Source organism: Bacillus sp. JZ105 (assembly GCF_053903125.1).
Window position 1 is genome coordinate 2,673,181 of sequence record NZ_CP096387.1, and the last position, 18,625, is coordinate 2,691,805.

General features: G+C 41.2%; 18 protein-coding genes. 10 read left to right on the forward strand and 8 right to left on the reverse strand.

Annotation, left to right across the window (positions count from 1 at the left end; all coding sequences use genetic code 11):
- Positions 1-85 precede the first annotated feature (85 nt).
- The 8 genes from M1D81_RS13715 to sppA all read right to left on the reverse strand — a co-directional run bounded on the left by M1D81_RS13715 (position 86) and on the right by sppA (position 6,998).
- A complete protein-coding gene (locus tag M1D81_RS13715; RefSeq protein WP_456266621.1) occupies positions 86-601 on the reverse strand; it encodes a MogA/MoaB family molybdenum cofactor biosynthesis protein in 516 nt (171 codons plus the stop codon).
- 310 nt (positions 602-911) lie between these two features.
- Entirely contained in the window at positions 912-2,096 is a 1,185-nt protein-coding gene (locus M1D81_RS13720; RefSeq protein WP_456266620.1) for an acetate kinase, read from the reverse strand.
- Between the two features lie 412 nt (positions 2,097-2,508).
- Positions 2,509-3,483, reverse strand: coding sequence for a class I SAM-dependent methyltransferase (locus M1D81_RS13725; protein WP_025092266.1), 975 nt, complete (start codon positions 3,481-3,483; stop codon positions 2,509-2,511).
- Positions 3,484-3,571: 88 nt separating this feature from the next.
- Complete coding sequence (gene tpx / locus M1D81_RS13730) at positions 3,572-4,072, reverse strand: thiol peroxidase (RefSeq protein WP_024424810.1); 501 nt, start codon at positions 4,070-4,072, stop codon at positions 3,572-3,574.
- Between the two features lie 112 nt (positions 4,073-4,184).
- Complete coding sequence (gene ytfJ / locus M1D81_RS13735; protein ID WP_007501733.1) at positions 4,185-4,637, reverse strand: GerW family sporulation protein; 453 nt, start codon at positions 4,635-4,637, stop codon at positions 4,185-4,187.
- A gap of 14 nt (positions 4,638-4,651) precedes the next feature.
- Complete coding sequence (locus M1D81_RS13740; RefSeq protein ID WP_456267112.1) at positions 4,652-5,359, reverse strand: DUF2953 domain-containing protein; 708 nt, start codon at positions 5,357-5,359, stop codon at positions 4,652-4,654.
- Between the two features lie 98 nt (positions 5,360-5,457).
- Complete coding sequence (locus M1D81_RS13745; protein WP_456266619.1) at positions 5,458-5,982, reverse strand: RDD family protein; 525 nt, start codon at positions 5,980-5,982, stop codon at positions 5,458-5,460.
- 14 nt (positions 5,983-5,996) lie between these two features.
- Positions 5,997-6,998 carry a signal peptide peptidase SppA gene (gene sppA / locus M1D81_RS13750; protein WP_456266618.1) on the reverse strand — a complete coding sequence of 334 codons (1,002 nt, stop codon included), beginning with the start codon at positions 6,996-6,998 and terminating at the stop codon, positions 5,997-5,999.
- A gap of 445 nt (positions 6,999-7,443) precedes the next feature.
- On the opposite strand from sppA, the gene M1D81_RS13755 reads away from it, so the two are divergent.
- From M1D81_RS13755 to M1D81_RS13800, 10 genes are all read left to right on the forward strand, one after another.
- Positions 7,444-8,247 (forward strand): NAD kinase, encoded by an 804-nt coding sequence (locus M1D81_RS13755; RefSeq protein ID WP_024424814.1) that lies wholly within the window; start codon positions 7,444-7,446, stop codon positions 8,245-8,247.
- A 112-nt stretch (positions 8,248-8,359) separates the two neighbouring features.
- The gene (locus tag M1D81_RS13760; RefSeq protein ID WP_456266617.1) at positions 8,360-9,802 is read left to right on the forward strand and encodes a DEAD/DEAH box helicase; all 1,443 of its coding nucleotides are present in this window, start codon (positions 8,360-8,362) and stop codon (positions 9,800-9,802) included.
- Between the two features lie 187 nt (positions 9,803-9,989).
- Positions 9,990-11,045: a fatty acid desaturase gene (locus tag M1D81_RS13765; protein WP_456266616.1), complete on the forward strand. Its 1,056-nt coding sequence runs from the start codon at positions 9,990-9,992 to the stop codon at positions 11,043-11,045.
- 118 nt (positions 11,046-11,163) lie between these two features.
- Positions 11,164-12,300 carry a sensor histidine kinase gene (locus tag M1D81_RS13770; RefSeq protein ID WP_024424817.1) on the forward strand — a complete coding sequence of 379 codons (1,137 nt, stop codon included), beginning with the start codon at positions 11,164-11,166 and terminating at the stop codon, positions 12,298-12,300.
- Positions 12,297-12,896, forward strand: coding sequence for a response regulator transcription factor (locus M1D81_RS13775; protein ID WP_024424818.1), 600 nt, complete (start codon positions 12,297-12,299; stop codon positions 12,894-12,896). Before M1D81_RS13770 ends, M1D81_RS13775 begins: the two co-directional genes overlap by 4 nt.
- Positions 12,897-13,092: 196 nt before the next feature.
- Positions 13,093-14,013, forward strand: a complete 921-nt coding sequence (locus M1D81_RS13780) for an iron-hydroxamate ABC transporter substrate-binding protein (protein ID WP_456266615.1) — start codon at positions 13,093-13,095, stop codon at positions 14,011-14,013.
- 110 nt (positions 14,014-14,123) lie between these two features.
- Complete coding sequence (locus M1D81_RS13785) at positions 14,124-14,813, forward strand: response regulator transcription factor (protein ID WP_456266614.1); 690 nt, start codon at positions 14,124-14,126, stop codon at positions 14,811-14,813.
- A complete protein-coding gene (locus M1D81_RS13790) occupies positions 14,813-15,817 on the forward strand; it encodes a sensor histidine kinase (RefSeq protein WP_456266613.1) in 1,005 nt (334 codons plus the stop codon). Before M1D81_RS13785 ends, M1D81_RS13790 begins: the two co-directional genes overlap by 1 nt.
- 105 nt (positions 15,818-15,922) lie before the next feature.
- Positions 15,923-16,684, forward strand: coding sequence for an ABC transporter ATP-binding protein (locus M1D81_RS13795; RefSeq protein ID WP_024426158.1), 762 nt, complete (start codon positions 15,923-15,925; stop codon positions 16,682-16,684).
- Complete coding sequence (locus tag M1D81_RS13800; RefSeq protein WP_456266612.1) at positions 16,674-18,611, forward strand: ABC transporter permease; 1,938 nt, start codon at positions 16,674-16,676, stop codon at positions 18,609-18,611. The genes M1D81_RS13795 and M1D81_RS13800 overlap by 11 nt, the downstream gene beginning before the upstream one ends.
- The last annotated feature ends 14 nt before the right edge of the window (positions 18,612-18,625 follow it).

Genomic DNA, 18,625 nt, shown 5'->3' on the forward strand with positions numbered 1-18,625 from the left:
TATACACTGTAACAAGGAAAAATTGTTTTTTCAACCCCTTTATGAAAAAAACTCTGCCAAATTTTCTTGGCAGAGTCATTTTGGGCTATTTTTGATCTTTTTCAAGCTCTCGTAAGACATGAGGAAGCTCTGGAATCACGAGTTTGGTCATAGCTAAACGAACGGCCCCAGTAGATCCCGGCGTGGCAAAGACAGCCTTTTGATTGATGACCCCTGCCGTTGCCCTGGATAAAATAGCAGCTGAACCTATGTCTTCTGTATAACTGAGCATGCGGAAGATTTCACCAAAGCCAGGCAGTTCCTTGGAAAAAAGAGGGGTGATCGCTTCAATGGTCACATCCCTTGCGGCAATCCCTGTTCCGCCATTTAACAAGACGGCATCTATTTTCGGTTCGCTTGTTCCTACGAGCACAGCGTCTTGAATCGATCCTATATCATCTTTTACAATATCGTATGCAAGAACAAGATGTCCCTGTTCTTTGAGCAAATCAATCATCAGACGGCCGCTTTTATCTGTATCTTTCGTTCTTGTATCACTGACCGTAATGACTTTCACATAAAGCCTTTCTTTCGCCTCACGTTTATGTTCTGTCACGCTCATCTTTCGCACCGCTCCCTTTTGCTTCGTATTGGACAACATTATAGCATGCTGCTTTTAACAGAAAAAAGCTCTTTTCCAATAAGGAAAAGAGCTCAGCGTGTAGACAAACCCTCGCATTCGTTGTCAGCTCTGCGCGCTGGTGCTCACGAATGTCAAATTCGCTCCGCTCCAGTGCTCGAGCTTCCTAGACTTCAAAGGTTTTCTTTCACGCTGAAAAGAAGACAAAGGGCTAAAATAAAGATCATTTTAGCCCTTTGTCAACAATCTGAAAAGCTCTTTTCCAATAAGGAAAAGAGCTTTTCAAACTTGATTACGCTAAACGCATAACATCTCTTGCAATCATTACTTCTTCGTTTGTAGGGATGACGATCACTTTTACAGGAGAGTGCGGGTAGCTGATGAATGCTTCTTCGCCTCTCATGTTGTTTAGGGAAGGATCCCAGTAAACGCCCATGAATTCTAGTCCACGAAGTACACGTGCTCTTACTTCTGAACTGTTTTCACCGATGCCAGCTGTGAAGATAATCGCATCTACGCCATTCATTCTTGCTGCATAAGAACCGATGTATTTATGAATACGGCTCGCAAAAATATCAAGAGCAACTTCTGCACGATCGTTTCCTTCTTCTGTTGCTTCTTCGATATCACGAAGGTCACTTGACAGACCAGACACACCTAAAAGACCACTCTTCTTATTCAAAGTAGAAAGCACTTCTTCAGCAGTATGTCCTGTTTTTTCCATAATAAATGGAATAAGGGCAGGGTCAATGTTACCTGAACGTGTCCCCATTGCAACACCAGCAAGTGGTGTAAAGCCCATAGATGTATCGATTGATTTTCCGCCTTCAACTGCTGCGATACTCGCACCATTTCCAAGGTGGCAAGAAATCAGACGAAGCTCTTCAAGCGGACGGCCTAATAGCTCTGCTGCACGCTCTGTAACGAACTTGTGGCTTGTCCCGTGGAATCCATATTTACGAATACCAAATTTTTTGTAGTAGTCGTACGGAAGGCTGTATAAGTAAGACTGCTCTGGCATTGTTTGGTGGAATGCTGTATCGAACACAGCAACCGCTGGTACGTCAGGCAGAATTTGTTTGAATGCTTTGATTCCTACAACGTTTGCAGGGTTGTGAAGTGGTGCAAGCTCTGAAAGCTGATCAATGTCATTGATCACTTCATCAGTTAAAAGAACAGAATCGCTGAATTTCTCTCCGCCGTGAACAACGCGGTGTCCTACGCCATCAATTTCATTAAAGTCTTTGATGATGTGAAATTCAGTTAGTTTTTCAAGCAGCATTTTGACCGCTACTGCGTGATCTGGAATATCTGTCACTTCTGTTTTCTTTTCTCCATCTACAGAAATCGTGAAGATACTGTTGTCCATTCCGATTCTTTCAACAAGCCCTTTTGTTAAAACGGTTTCTTCCGGCATGTCGAACAATTGGAATTTAAGAGATGAGCTTCCTGCGTTGATTGCAATAATTTTGGACATTACTGTCGCTCCTTTTACTCAGTTGTTATATAAGGTTTCACGTTTTTTCCGGTGCTATATTCAACCTGTTTGACGGGTCTTTTATAGTTTAACGATAAGTCCGAAAAATATCTGACTTTTTCATTTAAACATTGAAAACTTTGCATTTCAAGTGCACCTTCAAACTGTTATCGCTTACATCAATAAGTCGTTATTTTCTGAATAGTAAAATATCCAGATTATTGACAAAGAGCTAAAATGATTTTTATTTTAGCTCTTTGTTTTCTTTTCAGCGTGATAGAAAACCTTTGCAGCTCTAGGAAGGGCGAGCACCGGAGCAGAGCGAATTTGGGATTCGTGAGCACCGGAGCGCAGACCTGCGGGCGAATGCGAGGGTTTGTCTACACGCTGAAATAGCCAGAAATCACTCTGGCTATTCTTTCGTTTCTTTTTCTTCTATAAACCACTGGTCTAGTTTTCTCATCACACCGACCATTGCTTCCTTCTGTGAGAAAGATGGAAGATTGGCAAACAGCATTCGTTTTGGTGCTTTCAGCCCTTCTTTTTTCTTTTGCATCACAAATAAGCTTTTGGCGTGTTTTTTATCCTTAAACATGGACACTGGCAGCTGAATTAACGCATTCATATACGCATGATCTTTGATGAAATCCTTTAATTGTACGCTCTCTTTTCCTTCAAACAAATCATTTGGAATGATGAAGAATAAGAAGCCGCCTTCTTTCGTGTAGCGAAGGCTTTGTTCAATGAATAAATAATGGGCAAAGGCATGTCCTTCTTTTGCCTTTAATTCAAAGTCTGCTGCACGCTCATCATTTGGATAATAGCCCACTGGGAGACTGCATACAGTGACATCTGCCGGTGAGATCAGAAGCGGCTCAAGACTGTCCTGGTGGAAAAGCTCAACTTCTTTCTCCTCTAAATTCGCCTGGGCCCAAGCAATTTTAATGAGCACATCATCAATTTCAGACGCAAAGCCGCGTTTTGTTTCTGCAGTGAGATTATTTAAAACAGCAAGAAGTAAGTTTCCTGTTCCCGCTGCTGGATCAAAGACTACAAGCTCTTTTTGACCGTCTAAAAATTTATTCACCAAATAGCTGACAAACAGTCCAATCGTATCTGGTGTCATCTGGCGATTTGGGTGAGAAATATCCTTTTGACCTTTCAATACGGCGAGCTGAAACGCTTTACGAATCTGCTCATGATCATAAGAAGCAAAATCTGCTTTTTCTATTAAATCCTTTAATAAACCGTTTCGATCATTTGCTTGGAAAAAGGCTTCTCCTGCTTCTGCCAATGCTTCAATATAGGAAATGCCCTGTTCCTTTTTTAATCGAATAGAAGCTGTATCGAGCAGTTCAAAAATAGTACTTACTTGATCTTTCTGCAATGCTTTTCTCTCCTCGCTTTGTTAAAAGCTATATGTTCTCATTGAAAAGAGCCCCAGGATGAAGCCGGAGCTCTTGTCGATGCTGCTTTTATAACAGTGATTTTGCAGCTTCAATGGCTTTTTCATAATTTGGGTGATTCGTTGCTTCACTTACGTATTCAGTGTAAACCACTTTTCCGTTAGGGTCTAATACGAAGACTGCGCGTGCCAATAAACGCAATTCTTTCATATACACTCCGAATGCTTCACCAAATGACATATCTCTGTGATCAGATAATGTTTCGACATTTTCAATTCCGTTTGCTCCGCACCAGCGTGCTTGTGCAAATGGAAGGTCTGCACTAATCGTATAAATATTGACCGGACCTAAACCCGCTGCCTCTTCATTGAAACGTCTTGTTTGTGCGTCACACACACCTGTATCAATAGAAGGAATCACTGAGATGATCGTCACTTTTCCTGCTAAATCAGAAAGTGAAACTTCTCCAAGTGAGTTCGTTAATACCGTAAAATCAGGAGCCTGCTCGCCTACTTTTACTTCATTTCCTACAAGCGTGACAGGACTTCCTTTAAATGTGATCGATGCCAAAACAATTCCTCCCTTTTCAAATGTATGGTTCTATCATAGTAGAGAAAGCAAAAAACTGCAAAGCCTAATCGTCCATTTTGCAAAAAAAGTTAACTGCAGCGCAGCTAACTTTTTAAAGGTCTATGTCATCTAGTTTTCGTTCTTTGTGACGGTGCTCCCGCTCATCCTTCTTAAACATGTGCTGAAGACGTTCAATTGCTTGAGGAGCAGAATCCAATATTTTATCGAGCAGATGTGTGTGTTCATCCAAATGAAGCATTCGAACTCCGTTTGTTCCAACAATTAAGAAGGCGATTGGTGTAATCGACACCCCGCCGCCGCTTCCGCCGCCAAATGGGAGTCTCGGCTCTTTTCGTTCCTGTTCATCAGAACGTTTTTCTTTCTTTTGGTTCCCGTTAAATTCACTGCCGCCGGCTGCAAATCCAAAACCAACCTTTGACACAGTGAGAATGACACTGCCGTCAGGGGTTTCGACTGGATCGCCGATGATTGTATTCACATCTATCATTTCTTTTAAGTTTTCCATCGCTGTCTTCATGAGACCTTGGATTGGATGATCTGCCATTTTCGGGTTCCTCCTTAAACAGATGATTCATTCTTCGTTGCTTGAAGAGAGGCACTTTTTCTCGCCTTTCTTCCTTTTAACCAATGGACAAGTAAACGAATGGCTGCAAGCATAGCATGTCCAATACGAAAATATGCTATACATGTAAACTGAGTCTGTGACACATTGTGCTGAAAGGCCGGAATGACTTCATACACCGGTTTATGCTTAAAGGTGAGATGCTCCTGCATAAAGGCAAGCAGTGCTCCTTTCACTGACCACACACCTCCGGCTGCTACACCTGTTAAAGCGGCGTCATGAAAGCCGATCCATGTCGACCAGTGAAATGAGACAACCCTTATGTGAATGAAGAATTTGCGCATGATCCGGTTTAAATCGACAATCTCTTTTGTGATGCGCTCCATTTGATGAAGGATTTGCTTCATATCACGTGTTCCTACTTTTTTATGCATCGATTCTTTTTCGTGATCAAGGTTTTTAGCGCTTTCCATTTTCTTTTCACGAATATCAATCGTTTGGTCTTCTGGATTGACCCTCACCATCGGAATTTCTTTTTTGAGTCTGATCAATCCATATAAGGTGATGACCTTCAGTGCAATGTGGTCATTGTCGTTTGTATGCGAATAGTCCAGCGAAATGGTTACTTTCATGAAAATCAACAAGATCACAAGAAGCAAAAACGCTGCGATCCAAACGTAAAGCACTGTGCTCACTTCCTCCATAACAAATGATGCTTTCCCTACGATTATGGCTCTCATTCTGGATTTTATACCCAATCAACAAAAAAGAGTTTGACCGGTACCCGGCCAAACTCCTCTGATTATACGTTTGATTCTTTTTTTTCATATAAATGTTCATGGACGACCACCGTATCGGCAAAGTAATCATGAACCCCTTGCTTTTTCGGTGAGAACCCAACGATAGCATAGAGAATAAAGATCGTATTAATGTAGCGTCCCACAATCTCTCTAAAGAAAATAACATCCCATGAGAGCTTCTTTTCAGGCTGAAGTGAGGCCACTTTAATCCCAAACACCATCTTGCCAAGTGTTTGTTGAAAGATTTTCGTCATGATGGCGAAATAAAGGAGGAATACAATCGTCGTTGTGACGGAAAATGGAGAAAACCATCCCCCTCCTTTGGACCAGCCAAACAGACTAAAGATTGGAGAAACCGTCAAATGGTTTACACCCCAGACGACGAGCCAATCAAGAATAAATGCCCAAAATCTAATCCAAAAACCTGCAAACGCCTGTGCTTCAATTGAAGCGCGCTTCACAAAGGCCGGCTTCGATTCTTCCTCTTGGCTGCGGCTTTCGCTTACTTCATCGAATGTAGAATCCATCTATGATCCCTCCTTTATTTTGAATAGAGATACATCGGTTTAGACCCATTTGAGCCAGCCAGTGTTTCTTTTAAATTCAGAAAATCAATTTCGCTTTTAAAGAGCTTGCTTGCACTCATGTTTAAAAGAGAGTTCCAGCCAAAGCTTTGAGAATAGCTGACCACTGTTGCTCCTTTTAAGCCTTTTTCATTTTTCTTCATCGCTTTTAATGCATCTTCATAATACCCAAGCTCATCGACTAATCCGTTCGATTTTGCCTGTGTCCCGTCATATACTCGGCCGTCAGCAATTTTCTTGACTTCCTGTTTTGACATGCCGCGTCCTTCAGAGATCACTTTGACAAATCCTTCATAAGAGTTATCGACCATGCTTTGCATGATGTTGCGCTCATCTTTTGTCATATCACGGTTTGGAGACATGATATCTTTGAATTTCCCGCTCTTAATCGTTTCATATTTAATACCCAGATTATCTGCGAGCTTAGAATAATTCAAGCTTTGCATGATGACACCTAACGATCCTGTTAATGTTTCAGGTGAAGCAAAGATTTTCTTCGCTGGAGTTGACACGTAGTAGCCGCCTGAAGCTGCCATTGAACCCATAGATACGTAAATCGGCTTCTTCGCTTTTTTCACTTCTTCTAATTTTTTATGTATTTCAGCACTTTCATAGACACCGCCGCCAGGAGAGTTTACGCGCAGCAGTACACCTTTTACAGAAGCATCCTCTTTCGCTTTATCTAGTTCCTTGAGGAATGCACGATGATCATAACCTTCTCCGCCTAATAGGCTCGATGCGCCGCCATTATCTTGAATGGTTCCATTAATCTCAAGAACAGCAATCTTGCCTGCACCGCTGCCATTCTCTAGTACCTTCTCTTCTATTTCATCCCCGAATTGATAGCTCATTTTATTGTCATTGAAGCTATCGAACAAGGCCATCGTGACACTAATCACAATTGAAAATCCGAAAACACCAAGTGCAATAATTAGCGCTGCCCATCTTTTCGCATTCATCTTTTTCTCCTCCTTTTTATCTCACTTCATTCATACGAATGCCCGCATGAAATGTTTCACAGCAATTGTGGTTTTTTTACATTTCATGTAGGCATATGATAGCACCTCTCTTAAATAACGATCAACTTTACATCGTCTGCGTAGACAAACGCATGACGAAAAATTGGCTTTTTTATCCTCTCCCTGCACCTAATAGGCTAGATCTTCACCGCAACGAAACACCTAAACCATTCTTTCATGAGAAAACAGATATTCAATTATGCTCAGAATCCAGCCATTTCAAATCACTCACATCGACTCATTTCTCATAAAGCCATCCGATCCTCAGATGGTTCTTTCTAAAGTTTTTACTTTCATATGAAAAAAGTGTAAAATGTGAGCAAGGGTTTTCATGTAAGCCCTTTATCATTGAAAATTATTTTTGACAGCAAAGGGGAGAACGTCAATGACAGATAATCGTCGCAATGTATTTTTCTTTTACAAAAAAGATCATGAATTGGATGGACACATTTCTTCTCTCGAGAAGCTCGCTACCGATCAGGGCTTTCACGTCGTCAAGCGTGCAGAGGATGCCCATATTATTGCTTCAATTGGCGGGGATGGCACATTTCTTCAAGCAGTACGTAAAACAAACTTCCGGGATGACTGCTTGTATGTAGGGGTATCAAAATCAGAAAATACGCACTTATACTGCGATTTCTCGTTAGAGCATTTTGATAAAATGATTGATGCCATGAACACTGAACAGCTTGAAGTGAGAAAATATCCGATCATCGATGTAAGCGTTGACAGCACAAACCAGTTCCATTGCTTAAATGAACTGTCGATCCGCTCCAGCATTATTAAAACATTTGTGATCGATGTGTATATAGATGATTTCCACTTTGAAACTTTTAGAGGCGACGGCATGATTATTTCCACTCCGACTGGTTCAACGGCTTACAATAAATCCGTGAGCGGCGCCGTGGTTGATCCGATGCTTCCTTGTATGCAAGTCACAGAGCTTGCATCGCTGAATAATAACTCGTACCGTACATTAGGCGCTCCTTTCATCTTGAGCAGTGACCGCAAGCTGACGCTCAAGGTAGTGCAGGATGGAAACGATCATCCAATTATCGGGCTTGATAACGAAGCGCTCGGCACAAAACACGTCAAACAAATTGACATTGGCCTTTCAGGAAAAGTCATTAAAACGGTGAAATTAAAAGACAACTCTTACTGGGAAAAAGTAAAGCGCAGATTCCTTTGAGAATTTGTCCGCGACTGAAAGCTCCTTTACGGGGCTTTTTTTATGTCTTTTCATTCACGGTCATGGTTATGGTATGATGTCACAAGTATGAATGTACGAAAAGGAGAACACGATGACATTACAACATTTTGATCAATATCCATTAAGTGATGAATTGAAACAAGCGTTAGAAGCGCTTCGCTTCCATACACCTACACCCGTTCAGCACGAGACATTATCCGTTGCTTTTTCAAAGCAGGATTTAATCGTCAAATCTCAGACTGGGAGCGGCAAGACTGCAGCTTATGGTCTGCCGATTTGTGAAATGGTTGATTGGGCTGAAAATAAACCTCAAGCCCTCATCCTCGTTCCGACACGAGAACTCGCCATGCAGGTCAAACAAGACCTCACAAGCCTTGGGCGATTCAAACGAATCAAAGCCGCAGCCATTTATGGAAAAGCCTCTTTTCAAGCGCAGAAAGTAGAGCTTTCACAGAAAAACCATATTGTGTGCGGGACACCAGGCCGCATTTTGGATCACCTTGAGAAAGGCACCCTTTCTTTAGAAAATCTCAAATTTTTCGTGTTAGATGAAGCGGATGAGATGCTGAACATGGGGTTTATCGATCAAGTCTCTTCTATTATTCAGTATCTGCCGCCAAAGCGCATGTCGATGCTGTTTTCAGCGACAATGTCTGATGACATGAAGAAATTGAGCGAACAGTTTTTACAATCACCAAAAGTCATTGAGATTGCACGTGAAGTAACGTCTGTACAGCAAATCACCCACACCGTCATTGAAACGGAAGAAGAATCGAAATTCTCCCTTTTACAGCGTACGATCGTCATTGAAAATCCAGATAGCTGCATTATTTTCTGTAATACACAAGACCGGGTGAATGAACTTACGATAAAGCTGGACGAATGGGATGTGCCCTGTGACAAAATTCATGGCGGCATGAGACAGGAAGACCGGTTTGATGTGATGGATGAATTTAAAAAAGGTGAATTCCGTTATCTGATCGCAACAGATATAGCAGCCCGGGGGATTGATGTCAGTGATATGACACATGTCATTCATTATGATCTTCCTTATGAAAAAGAGCGCTATATTCACCGGACTGGCAGAACAGGCAGAGCGGGAAAAAGCGGGAAAACGATTGCATTTATGACAAAGAATGCAAAGCCGCTTATTGATGAATTAAAGCAGGATGCCGGCATAGATTTTCAAACTCAGCCTTATCCAACAAAGGAAGAAGCAGAAATGCATGTAGAAAGCTTTGAAGAAAAGATTGAAACGCCTGTTCAAAAGGAAAATAAACAGGCAGGCGTTGAGAAAGATATTATGAAGCTTTATTTTAACGGCGGAAAGAAAAAGAAACTGCGGGCTGTTGATTTCGTTGGAACCATTGCCAAAATAGAAGGCGTTGCATTCGATGACATTGGGATTATTACGATTCAAGATACGAAAACATATGTAGATATTTTAAACGGCAAAGGCCCTCTTGTGCTGAATGCCATGCGCCACACACCCATTAAAGGCAAGCAGTTAAAAGTACATGAAGCACGTTCATAAAAGTGAGGACCCAGCGCCTTTACTTTTTTTATTTATATTGAAATAAGCTCAAAACCGTGTCCCATCAGCCTTTTTGATGACAAACATGACAAATGTCATATTGAATACATGATGGGTGCTACTATGAGCATGACACCTTTCCTTCTATACTTTGAAGTAGAAAGAAACGGAAAGGACTTGAACGTTCATGACGACTTCAACAAACACACAGCAGCAAGCTACTTTAAGAAAACAAGTGGGTCAATTCTCTGGTGCTGATTCGAAAAAAAGTATCATTCAACTTTTCAATACATTTATACCATTTTTTGGACTTTGGTTTCTAGCCTATTATAGTCTCAATATCTCCTACCTTTTAACCCTCTTCTTTGCGGTTATTGCAGCTGGGTTTTTAGTACGTGTCTTTATCATTTTTCACGACTGCTGCCACCAATCCTTTTTTAAACAAAAGCCGCTGAATCACCTGTTCGGTTTTTTAACGGGGGTACTCACCCTTTTCCCTTATCTTCAATGGCAACGAGATCATTCAATTCACCATGCCACAAGCAGTAATTTAGACAAACGAGGTACTGGCGACATTTGGCTCCTAACAGTCAAAGAATATCAAGAAGCATCAGCATGGACGAAATTTCGCTACAGATTTTATCGTAACCCTTTTGTGATGTTTATTTTAGGACCGATCTTTGTCTTTCTGTTAAAAAACCGTTTCAACGTCAAAAATGCTCGTAAAAAAGAGCGTTGGAACACGTATTTCACAAACATGAGCATCATTGCGTTAGCAGCCGCAACATGTCTTCTTTTTGGCTGGCAGGAGTTCCTGCTTGTTCAAGGTCCGATCTTCCTGATCTCAGGATCTATCGGTGTATGGTTGTTTTATGTACAGCACACGTTTGAGGACTCTTATTTTGAAGCAGATGAACATTGGAATTATGTGCAGGCAGCTGTTGAAGGAAGCTCCTTTTACAAATTGCCAAAGCTCCTTCAATGGTTAACAGGTAATATCGGCTACCATCATGTCCACCATTTAAGCCCAAGAGTACCGAATTATCTTTTAGAGCATGCCCATGACCAAAGTGAACCGTTGCAAAATGTCCCGACCATCACGTTGAAAACAAGCCTTGAGTCGATGAAATTTAGACTGTGGGATGAGGAAACGAAAGCATTTGTGACGTTTAGAGAAGCACGGCAATCTAAGAAGATGAACGTCCCTGTTATCAAAGGAGACATTCTCAAGAAAAATGCATAATCGGCGCAGGCTCTTTCTTACACGAGAAGGGGCTTGTTGTCATTGACAGGATGCATCAACAGGCTGAATTTGATAAAGTAAGGAAAAAGAATGAGAAACGAAAAAAGGTGGCACACGGATGAAAAAACAGTTTAAACTTCAAAAATTGCATGGGATTTCTCCCTATATATGGGCCATTTTTTTCATCCTGCCCTTTTATTTTATCCTTAAGACACCTTCGACTTTAGGTATTGTGATCGGCATTATTTTGAACGTCGTCTTTTTCGCTGTGTATCGTTTTGCCTTTGTCGCAAAAGGCTGGTCATTATATGTCTTCGGCCTTTTATTGATCGGCATTTCAACTGGTTATGTGATGCTCTACAGCTATATTTATTTCGCTTTTTGCATCGCCTATTTTAACGGACATATTAAACGAAAAGTTCCCTTTTATATCTTGTACTATATCCATCTGGCGAGCGCCGCCGTGGCAGTGAACTTTAGTTTGATCTTAAAAAAGGGCTGGTTTCTCACACAAATTCCTTTTGTCGTGATCACCCTGATTAGTGCCATTCTTCTTCCTCTCAGCATTCGAAGCAGGAAGGAACGGGAACGGCTTGAGGAGAAATTAGAATATGCCAATGAACGGATTGCAGATCTTGTGAAGCTTGAAGAAAGGCAGCGCATTGCACGCGACCTGCATGACACCCTTGGACAAAAGCTTTCTTTGATCGGTTTAAAAAGTGATCTTGCCCGTAAACTCGTGTATAAAGACCCTGAACAGGCTCGTGCCGAACTCAAAAGCGTCCAGCAGACCGCCAGAACGTCTCTCAATGAAGTGCGGAAGATTGTTTCCTCCATGAAAGGCATCCGAATCAAAGATGAAATGTCGAACATCGAGCAAATTCTCGAAGCAGCTGGAATTGAATTGATTTATGATGAAAAGGAAGCACCGAAACACATCTCACTTCTGAACGAAAACATTGTGAGCATGTGCATCAAAGAGGCGGTGACGAATGTCGTCAAACATAGTGATGCAACGGTTTGTAAAATCACCATTCACCAAAAGTCAAAGGAAGCCATCATCACCGTTGAGGACGACGGAACATTTAAAGGCGACTATCCATCCTCTCAAACGAAGGGCCACGGCCTTTTAGGAATAAGAGAAAGATTGGAATTTGCAAATGGCCGCCTGCGTATTGAAACAAAGGACGGGACAAAGCTCATTATGAGCATTCCAAATGATTCAGCAGCAAAAGAAAAGGAGGGAATGAAATGATCAACATCTTTATCGCGGAAGATCAGCAAATGCTGCTTGGTGCACTCGGTTCACTTCTCGATTTAGAAGACGATATGACGGTTGTTGGGAAAGGTACAAATGGCCAAGATGCCATCGATTTTGCCAAAACACACCCTGTTGATATTTGCTTAATGGATATTGAAATGCCGGGAAAATCCGGACTTGATGCAGCGGAAGAGCTCAAAGGATCAGATGTGAAAATCATCATTTTAACGACCTTTGCCCGCTCCGGTTATTTTCAAAGGGCGCTAAAAGCGGGCGTCAGCGGCTACATGCTGAAAGACAGTCCAAGCGAGGAGCTGGCAAGTGCGATTCGCAGTGTAATGAAAGGGAAAAAGGTGTATGCCCCTGAATTGATGGAAGACTTATATAGTGATGAAAATCCTTTAACGGAGCGTGAGAAATCGGTCCTTGAACTTGTCGCAGACGGTAAAAACACAAAAGAAATTGCAAAAGAACTCAGCATTAAAAGCGGCACTGTCCGGAACTACATTTCCATTATTTTAGATAAGCTGGAAGTGAAAAACCGCATCGAAGCCATTACCCGCTCAAAAGAAAAAGGCTGGTTTAAATAAGAAAAAAGATCAGGACACATGCTGCCTTGATCTTTTTTTATTGAAAATCCCCCTTTATTTTTGATGACCAGCTATCAAAATGTCATTGACAACAGCCTACAGTCCTATGATATGATATCCAAGTGATAATAATTATCATTATCACTAATACAACCAATATCCGGCTTATGTGCCGATTTCAAAGGAGTCTACATTCATGAAGAAAATATTGTTCCCTCTGATGCTCATCTTTGTACTTGCATTGAGCGCATGTGGCAATAGCAGCAGCTCTTCCTCAAATAAAGGAAATCAATCAGCATCATCAGACAAAATTACATATCAATCTGAAAATGGGCCTGTGGAGCTGCCAGCGCATCCTAAACGTGTTGTTGTTCTTGCTTCTTACGCAGGTAATGTCATGTCACTCGGTGTGAACCTTGTCGGTGTTGACTCTTGGTCTAAAAAAAATCCGCGCTTCCAAAAGGAATTAAAAGATGTGGAAGAAGTATCGGATGCCAATGTAGAGAAAATCATGAAGTTAAAGCCTGATGTCATCATTGGCTTAAGCAATACTAAAAATGTAGAAAAACTCAAAAAAATCGCACCTACCGTTTTGTTTACGTATAACAAAGTTGATTACCTTCAGCAGCACATTGAAATTGGAAAAGTTTTAAACAAAGAAAAAGAAGCAAAAGCTTGGGTAAAAGATTTCAAAAAACGCGCAGCGGAAGCTGGAAAAGAAATCAAAGCAAAAATCGGTGAAGATGCAACAGTTTCTGTCTTTGAAAGCGGCACAAAAGATCTTTACGTCTTTGGAGATGCATGGGGCCGCGGAACAGAAATCCTCTATCAAGCAATGAAACTGAAAATGCCTGAGAAAGTGAAAGAAAAAGCATTAAAAGCCGGCTACTACGCGGTTTCACAGGAAGTCATTCCTGAATTTGCTGGAGACTATATGATCATTAGTAAAAACAGCGAAATGGACAATTCCTATCAAAACAGTGAAATTTACAAATCCATCCCAGCTGTCAAAAAACATCGTGTGTTTGAGGCCAATGCAGAAGAATTCTATTTTAATGACCCACTCACATTAGATTTCCAACTATCATTCTTTAAAAAGCACTTTTTAGGTAAATAAAGCTGAAGCAAGGGACCTCTGCCCTTGCTTTTTTCTTGTCTGCTTCTAGCGGCAGAGCCTTTTTTCCGCTACAATGACAACAAGCGAATACAAAAAGTGTGGTGCTGATTTTGTTTAAGATTTTACTGATTGAAGATGATACAACCCTCTTCCAAGAAATCAAAGAACGTCTAGTCAACTGGTCCTATGATGTCTATGGGATTCAAGATTTCCATCAGGTGCTGCAGGAATTCACGTCTGTCCAGCCTGATCTCGTCATTATTGATATACAGCTGCCAAAATACGATGGCTTTCACTGGTGCCGGATGATTCGGCATCATTCAAATGTTCCAATCATCTTCCTCTCCTCAAGAGACCACCCTGCTGATATGGTCATGTCGATGCAGCTCGGAGCCGATGATTTTGTGCAAAAGCCCTTCCATTTTGACGTACTCATTGCCAAAATTAGTGCTGTTCTTCGCCGCGTGCATGATTATAATGCAGAACCGGCCAGCCTAAAAGTATGGTGCGGCGCTGCGATTGATCTAGAAAAAAACACCGTGACAAATGAGCACGGTGAGGTTGAATTAACAAAAAATGAGTTATTTATTCTCAAGGAATTGATTCAGCATAAAAATCATATTGTCAGCCGTGAATCACTCATTCAAGCATTGTGGGAGGATGAACGGTTTGTCAGTGACAATACACTGACTGTAAACGTCAACCGCCTCAGAAAAAAACTAGACGAGATCTCCCTTGGCGCCTTCATTGAGACAAAAGTGGGTCAAGGCTATCTTGCAAAGGAAAAGGATGATCAATGATGCTGCAAGCATTTTTAAAAGAACGAAGAAGCTGGATTCTTTTTTTTCTTAGTTTGCAGCTCCTCATTTTGTTTGTTGCTTATTTGGATACGACCATTCCAATCGCTTCTCTTTTTTATATTGTGCTATTGTCTACGTTTCTCATGATTGTCTTTCTCTTTCTCCGATACCGAAAAGAAACGGCTTATTATGAGAGGTTGAAAAAATGGGATGATGACATTGAACATCAAATACGGCTAACCCCCTCTTCCCCATTTGAGCAGCTCATCCATGATGCAACGTCAGAGCAAATCGCACGCTACCGGCAGATGGCAGCAGAGCAGAAAATCGCTCTCGAAGAAGAAAAAGATGAATTGCTCTCTTGGATACATGAGGTCAAAACACCGCTTACAGCGATGCGCTTAATGATTGACCGCTTAACAGATCAGCCGCTGAAATCAAATATGACGTATGAGTGGATTAGAATACATTTATTACTTGATGCCCAGCTGCACCAAAGCAGAGTACGTCATATCGAAAATGATTTATTCATTGAAAAGCTCGACCTGCAAAGCATCATAGCGAAAGAAATCAAGGCGCTCCAATCATGGTGTATGCAAAAAGGAATCGGCTTTGAGCTGGCGCTGGAGGAACGCACCGTATTAAGTGATATAAAATGGTTATCCTTTATGATCAGACAGGTACTCACAAATGCAGTCAAATACAGCCATTCTTCCGATATTGTCATTGAAAGCAAGCAAATAAATGACCAAGTCATGCTGATGATCACAGATCAAGGCAGAGGAATTGATCCAAGAGACATCTCTCGTATTTTTGAAAAAGGCTTTACCTCAACTAGACATCACAATGACACCGCCTCAACAGGAATGGGGCTCTATTTAACGAAAAAAGGAGCAGACGCTCTTCATATCACGATCGAGGTCAACTCCACGATAGATCAAGGGACAACCTTCACCTTCATCTTTCCGAAAAAGAATGATTTTGTTCATATTGCGAGCATGTGACAACAATGTCACATGCTCGTCTGTTTTGTTCGCCAAATCGAAGGACGTTTGGCAGGCTTCTTTTTATACTAGAGTTATCAATTAAAAGAAAAAGGGGTTCAGCAAATGAACATTTTAGAAGCTCGCAAAATTTATAAAAGCTATGGAAATAAATTCAACAAACAAGAGGTGCTCAGCGGCATTGATTTGACCATTGAAGCCGGGGAATTTGTCAGTATCATGGGGCCTTCAGGCTCGGGGAAAACAACCCTTCTGAACGTATTGTCGTCTATCGATCATGTGTCCAGCGGATCCATTCGTATTGCAGATGCTGAGATGACGCAAATGAAGGATCAGCAGCTTGCGGAATTTAGAAAAAAGCAGCTTGGCTTTGTTTTTCAAGATTATAATTTACTTGATACACTCACAGTCAAAGAAAACATCCTTTTGCCTTTATCCATCTCCAAAACGCCAAAAAAAGAAGCTTTTGAACGTTTTCAACAGCTTGCAGAAGACATGGGGATTTATGAACTAAGAGACAAATACCCGAATGAACTCTCTGGCGGACAAAAGCAGCGGACATCGGCGGTTCGTGCCTTCATTCATGAACCAAGTCTTATTTTCGCTGATGAACCTACAGGGGCACTTGATTCCAAATCGGCATCTGACCTGCTCAACAAGCTGCAAGATTTCAACCGTAAACGAAAAGCGACCATTGTGATGGTAACTCATGATCCTGTCGCAGCCAGCTATTCAAGCCGCGTCATTTTTATCAAGGATGGACAGATTTATACACAGTTGAATAAGGGCGCTTTAGAAAGAAAAATGTTTTTCGAGGATATTATGAAAACGCAAGGTGTCTTAGGCGGTGTGAAGCATGAACATTAATCAGCTCATCTTCCGTAACTTGAAGAAAAATTTGAAGAATTACTATTTATATGTGTTTGCTCTCGTATTTAGTGTCGCGCTCTATTTTTCCTTTGTCACCTTGCAGTACTCACCAGCACTTGATGGTGTAAAAGGCTCCATTAAAGGCGGCGCTTCAATTAAAGCAGCTTCGGTTCTGCTCATTGCAATCGTCGGTATTTTCCTGCTATATGCAAATAGCATTTTTATTAAGCGCAGAGGAAAAGAAATAGGTCTCTTACAGCTCATTGGTATGACGAAACAAAAAATTGCCAGACTACTCAATACAGAAAACTTTATCCTATACGTGACAGCCATGGTTATCGGCATCATTGCCGGCTTTATCGGTTCAAAGCTGATGCTGATGGTGTTATTTAAAGTAACCGGCGTGAACGCCATCGCCAATCTGCATTTTTCAGGCATGGCCCTTCTGCAAACACTTATTGTCTTTTTCATTATCTATGGATTGATTATGCTGAGAAATAGGCGTTTTATTAAAAAACAGACGATTTTATCTTTGTTTAGAACAACATCTTCGACAGAACAGCGTGTGAAAAAGATCTCTGTGTTTGAAATCATCATTGGGGTTTTCGGTATTGTCTTGATCAGCTCAGGCTATTATATTTCTTCTAAGCTTTTTACCGGCTCGTATACGTCAACGCTTGAGTTACTTTTAGCCATGATTTATATTCTAGCCGCTGTCATCATCGGTACTTTTCTTTTTTACAAAGGCTCTGTATCTTTCATTGCCAATATCGTACGTAAAAGAAAAAATGGCTATCTCGCCATTCATGAAGTGTTATCTTTGTCATCCATTATGTTCCGGCTAAAATCAAATGCACTGCTTTTGACGATTATTACAACCGTATCTGCACTTGCCATCGGTTTGCTGGCTCTTAGTTACATTTCCTATTACTCAGCAGAAAAAACCGCTGAGCAGCAAATTCCAGCTCATTTCGTCATGGGCTCAGAAAAAGAAGCAGCCACCTTCACCCGTGCACTTTCTGACAAACATATTGCTTATGAGCAAAAGCAGGTCAAAGTGATTCAAGCGAAATTTGATGCGAAAAAAATCATGGATTCAGAGTTGAAAAATATGAATAATGATCCAGGCGTATTGACACTGCCTGTGATCAGTGAGAAAAACGCACCAAATATTCATGTGGAGAAAAGCGAAGTTATTTTAAGCGGCTACAGTGATCTCTTAAAGAAATTCATGCCGATTCAAAGCTCAGGCGATGTGAAGCTTCTCATCAAGAAGCCTGTTGATTTGAAAGTGATAGATATGAAGAAAGATTATCTCATTTCTTACAACTTCACTTTTGGCGGTCTGCCTGTTGCCGTCGTGAGTCAACATGTTTTTGAGCAGCTCGACCAACAGAAAGATCCAAAGCTGCAGCTTAAGAATAACCAATATAACGCAGTCAATATAAAAGATGATAAAAATCTTGAACAAGCAAATCGCGTATTTACAACTTTAAAACTAAGTGACAACAGCATGTCTCAATTAGCTTCAGCTCAGCAGCAAAAACAAACAATAGGACTAATGATGTTTGTGGTCGGATTTTTAGGTCTCAGCTTCCTTGTCACATCAGGCTGTATTTTATACTTTAAACAAATGAATGAAAGTGAAGAGGAACAAAGCTCCTACACGATCTTGCGTAAGCTTGGTTTTACTGAGAAGGATCTATTAAAAGGCATCCGGCTGAAACAGCTGTTTAACTTTGGGATTCCGCTCATCATCGGATTGCTGCACAGCTACTTTGCTGTACAATCAGGCTGGTTTTTGTTCGGCGGAGAATTGTGGACTCCAATGCTTATCGTCATGTCGATTTACACTGCCCTCTATTCTGTCTTCGGATTCCTGTCTGTCCAATATTATAAAAAGGTCATCAAAGAATCCTTGTAAACAATTCCCCATAG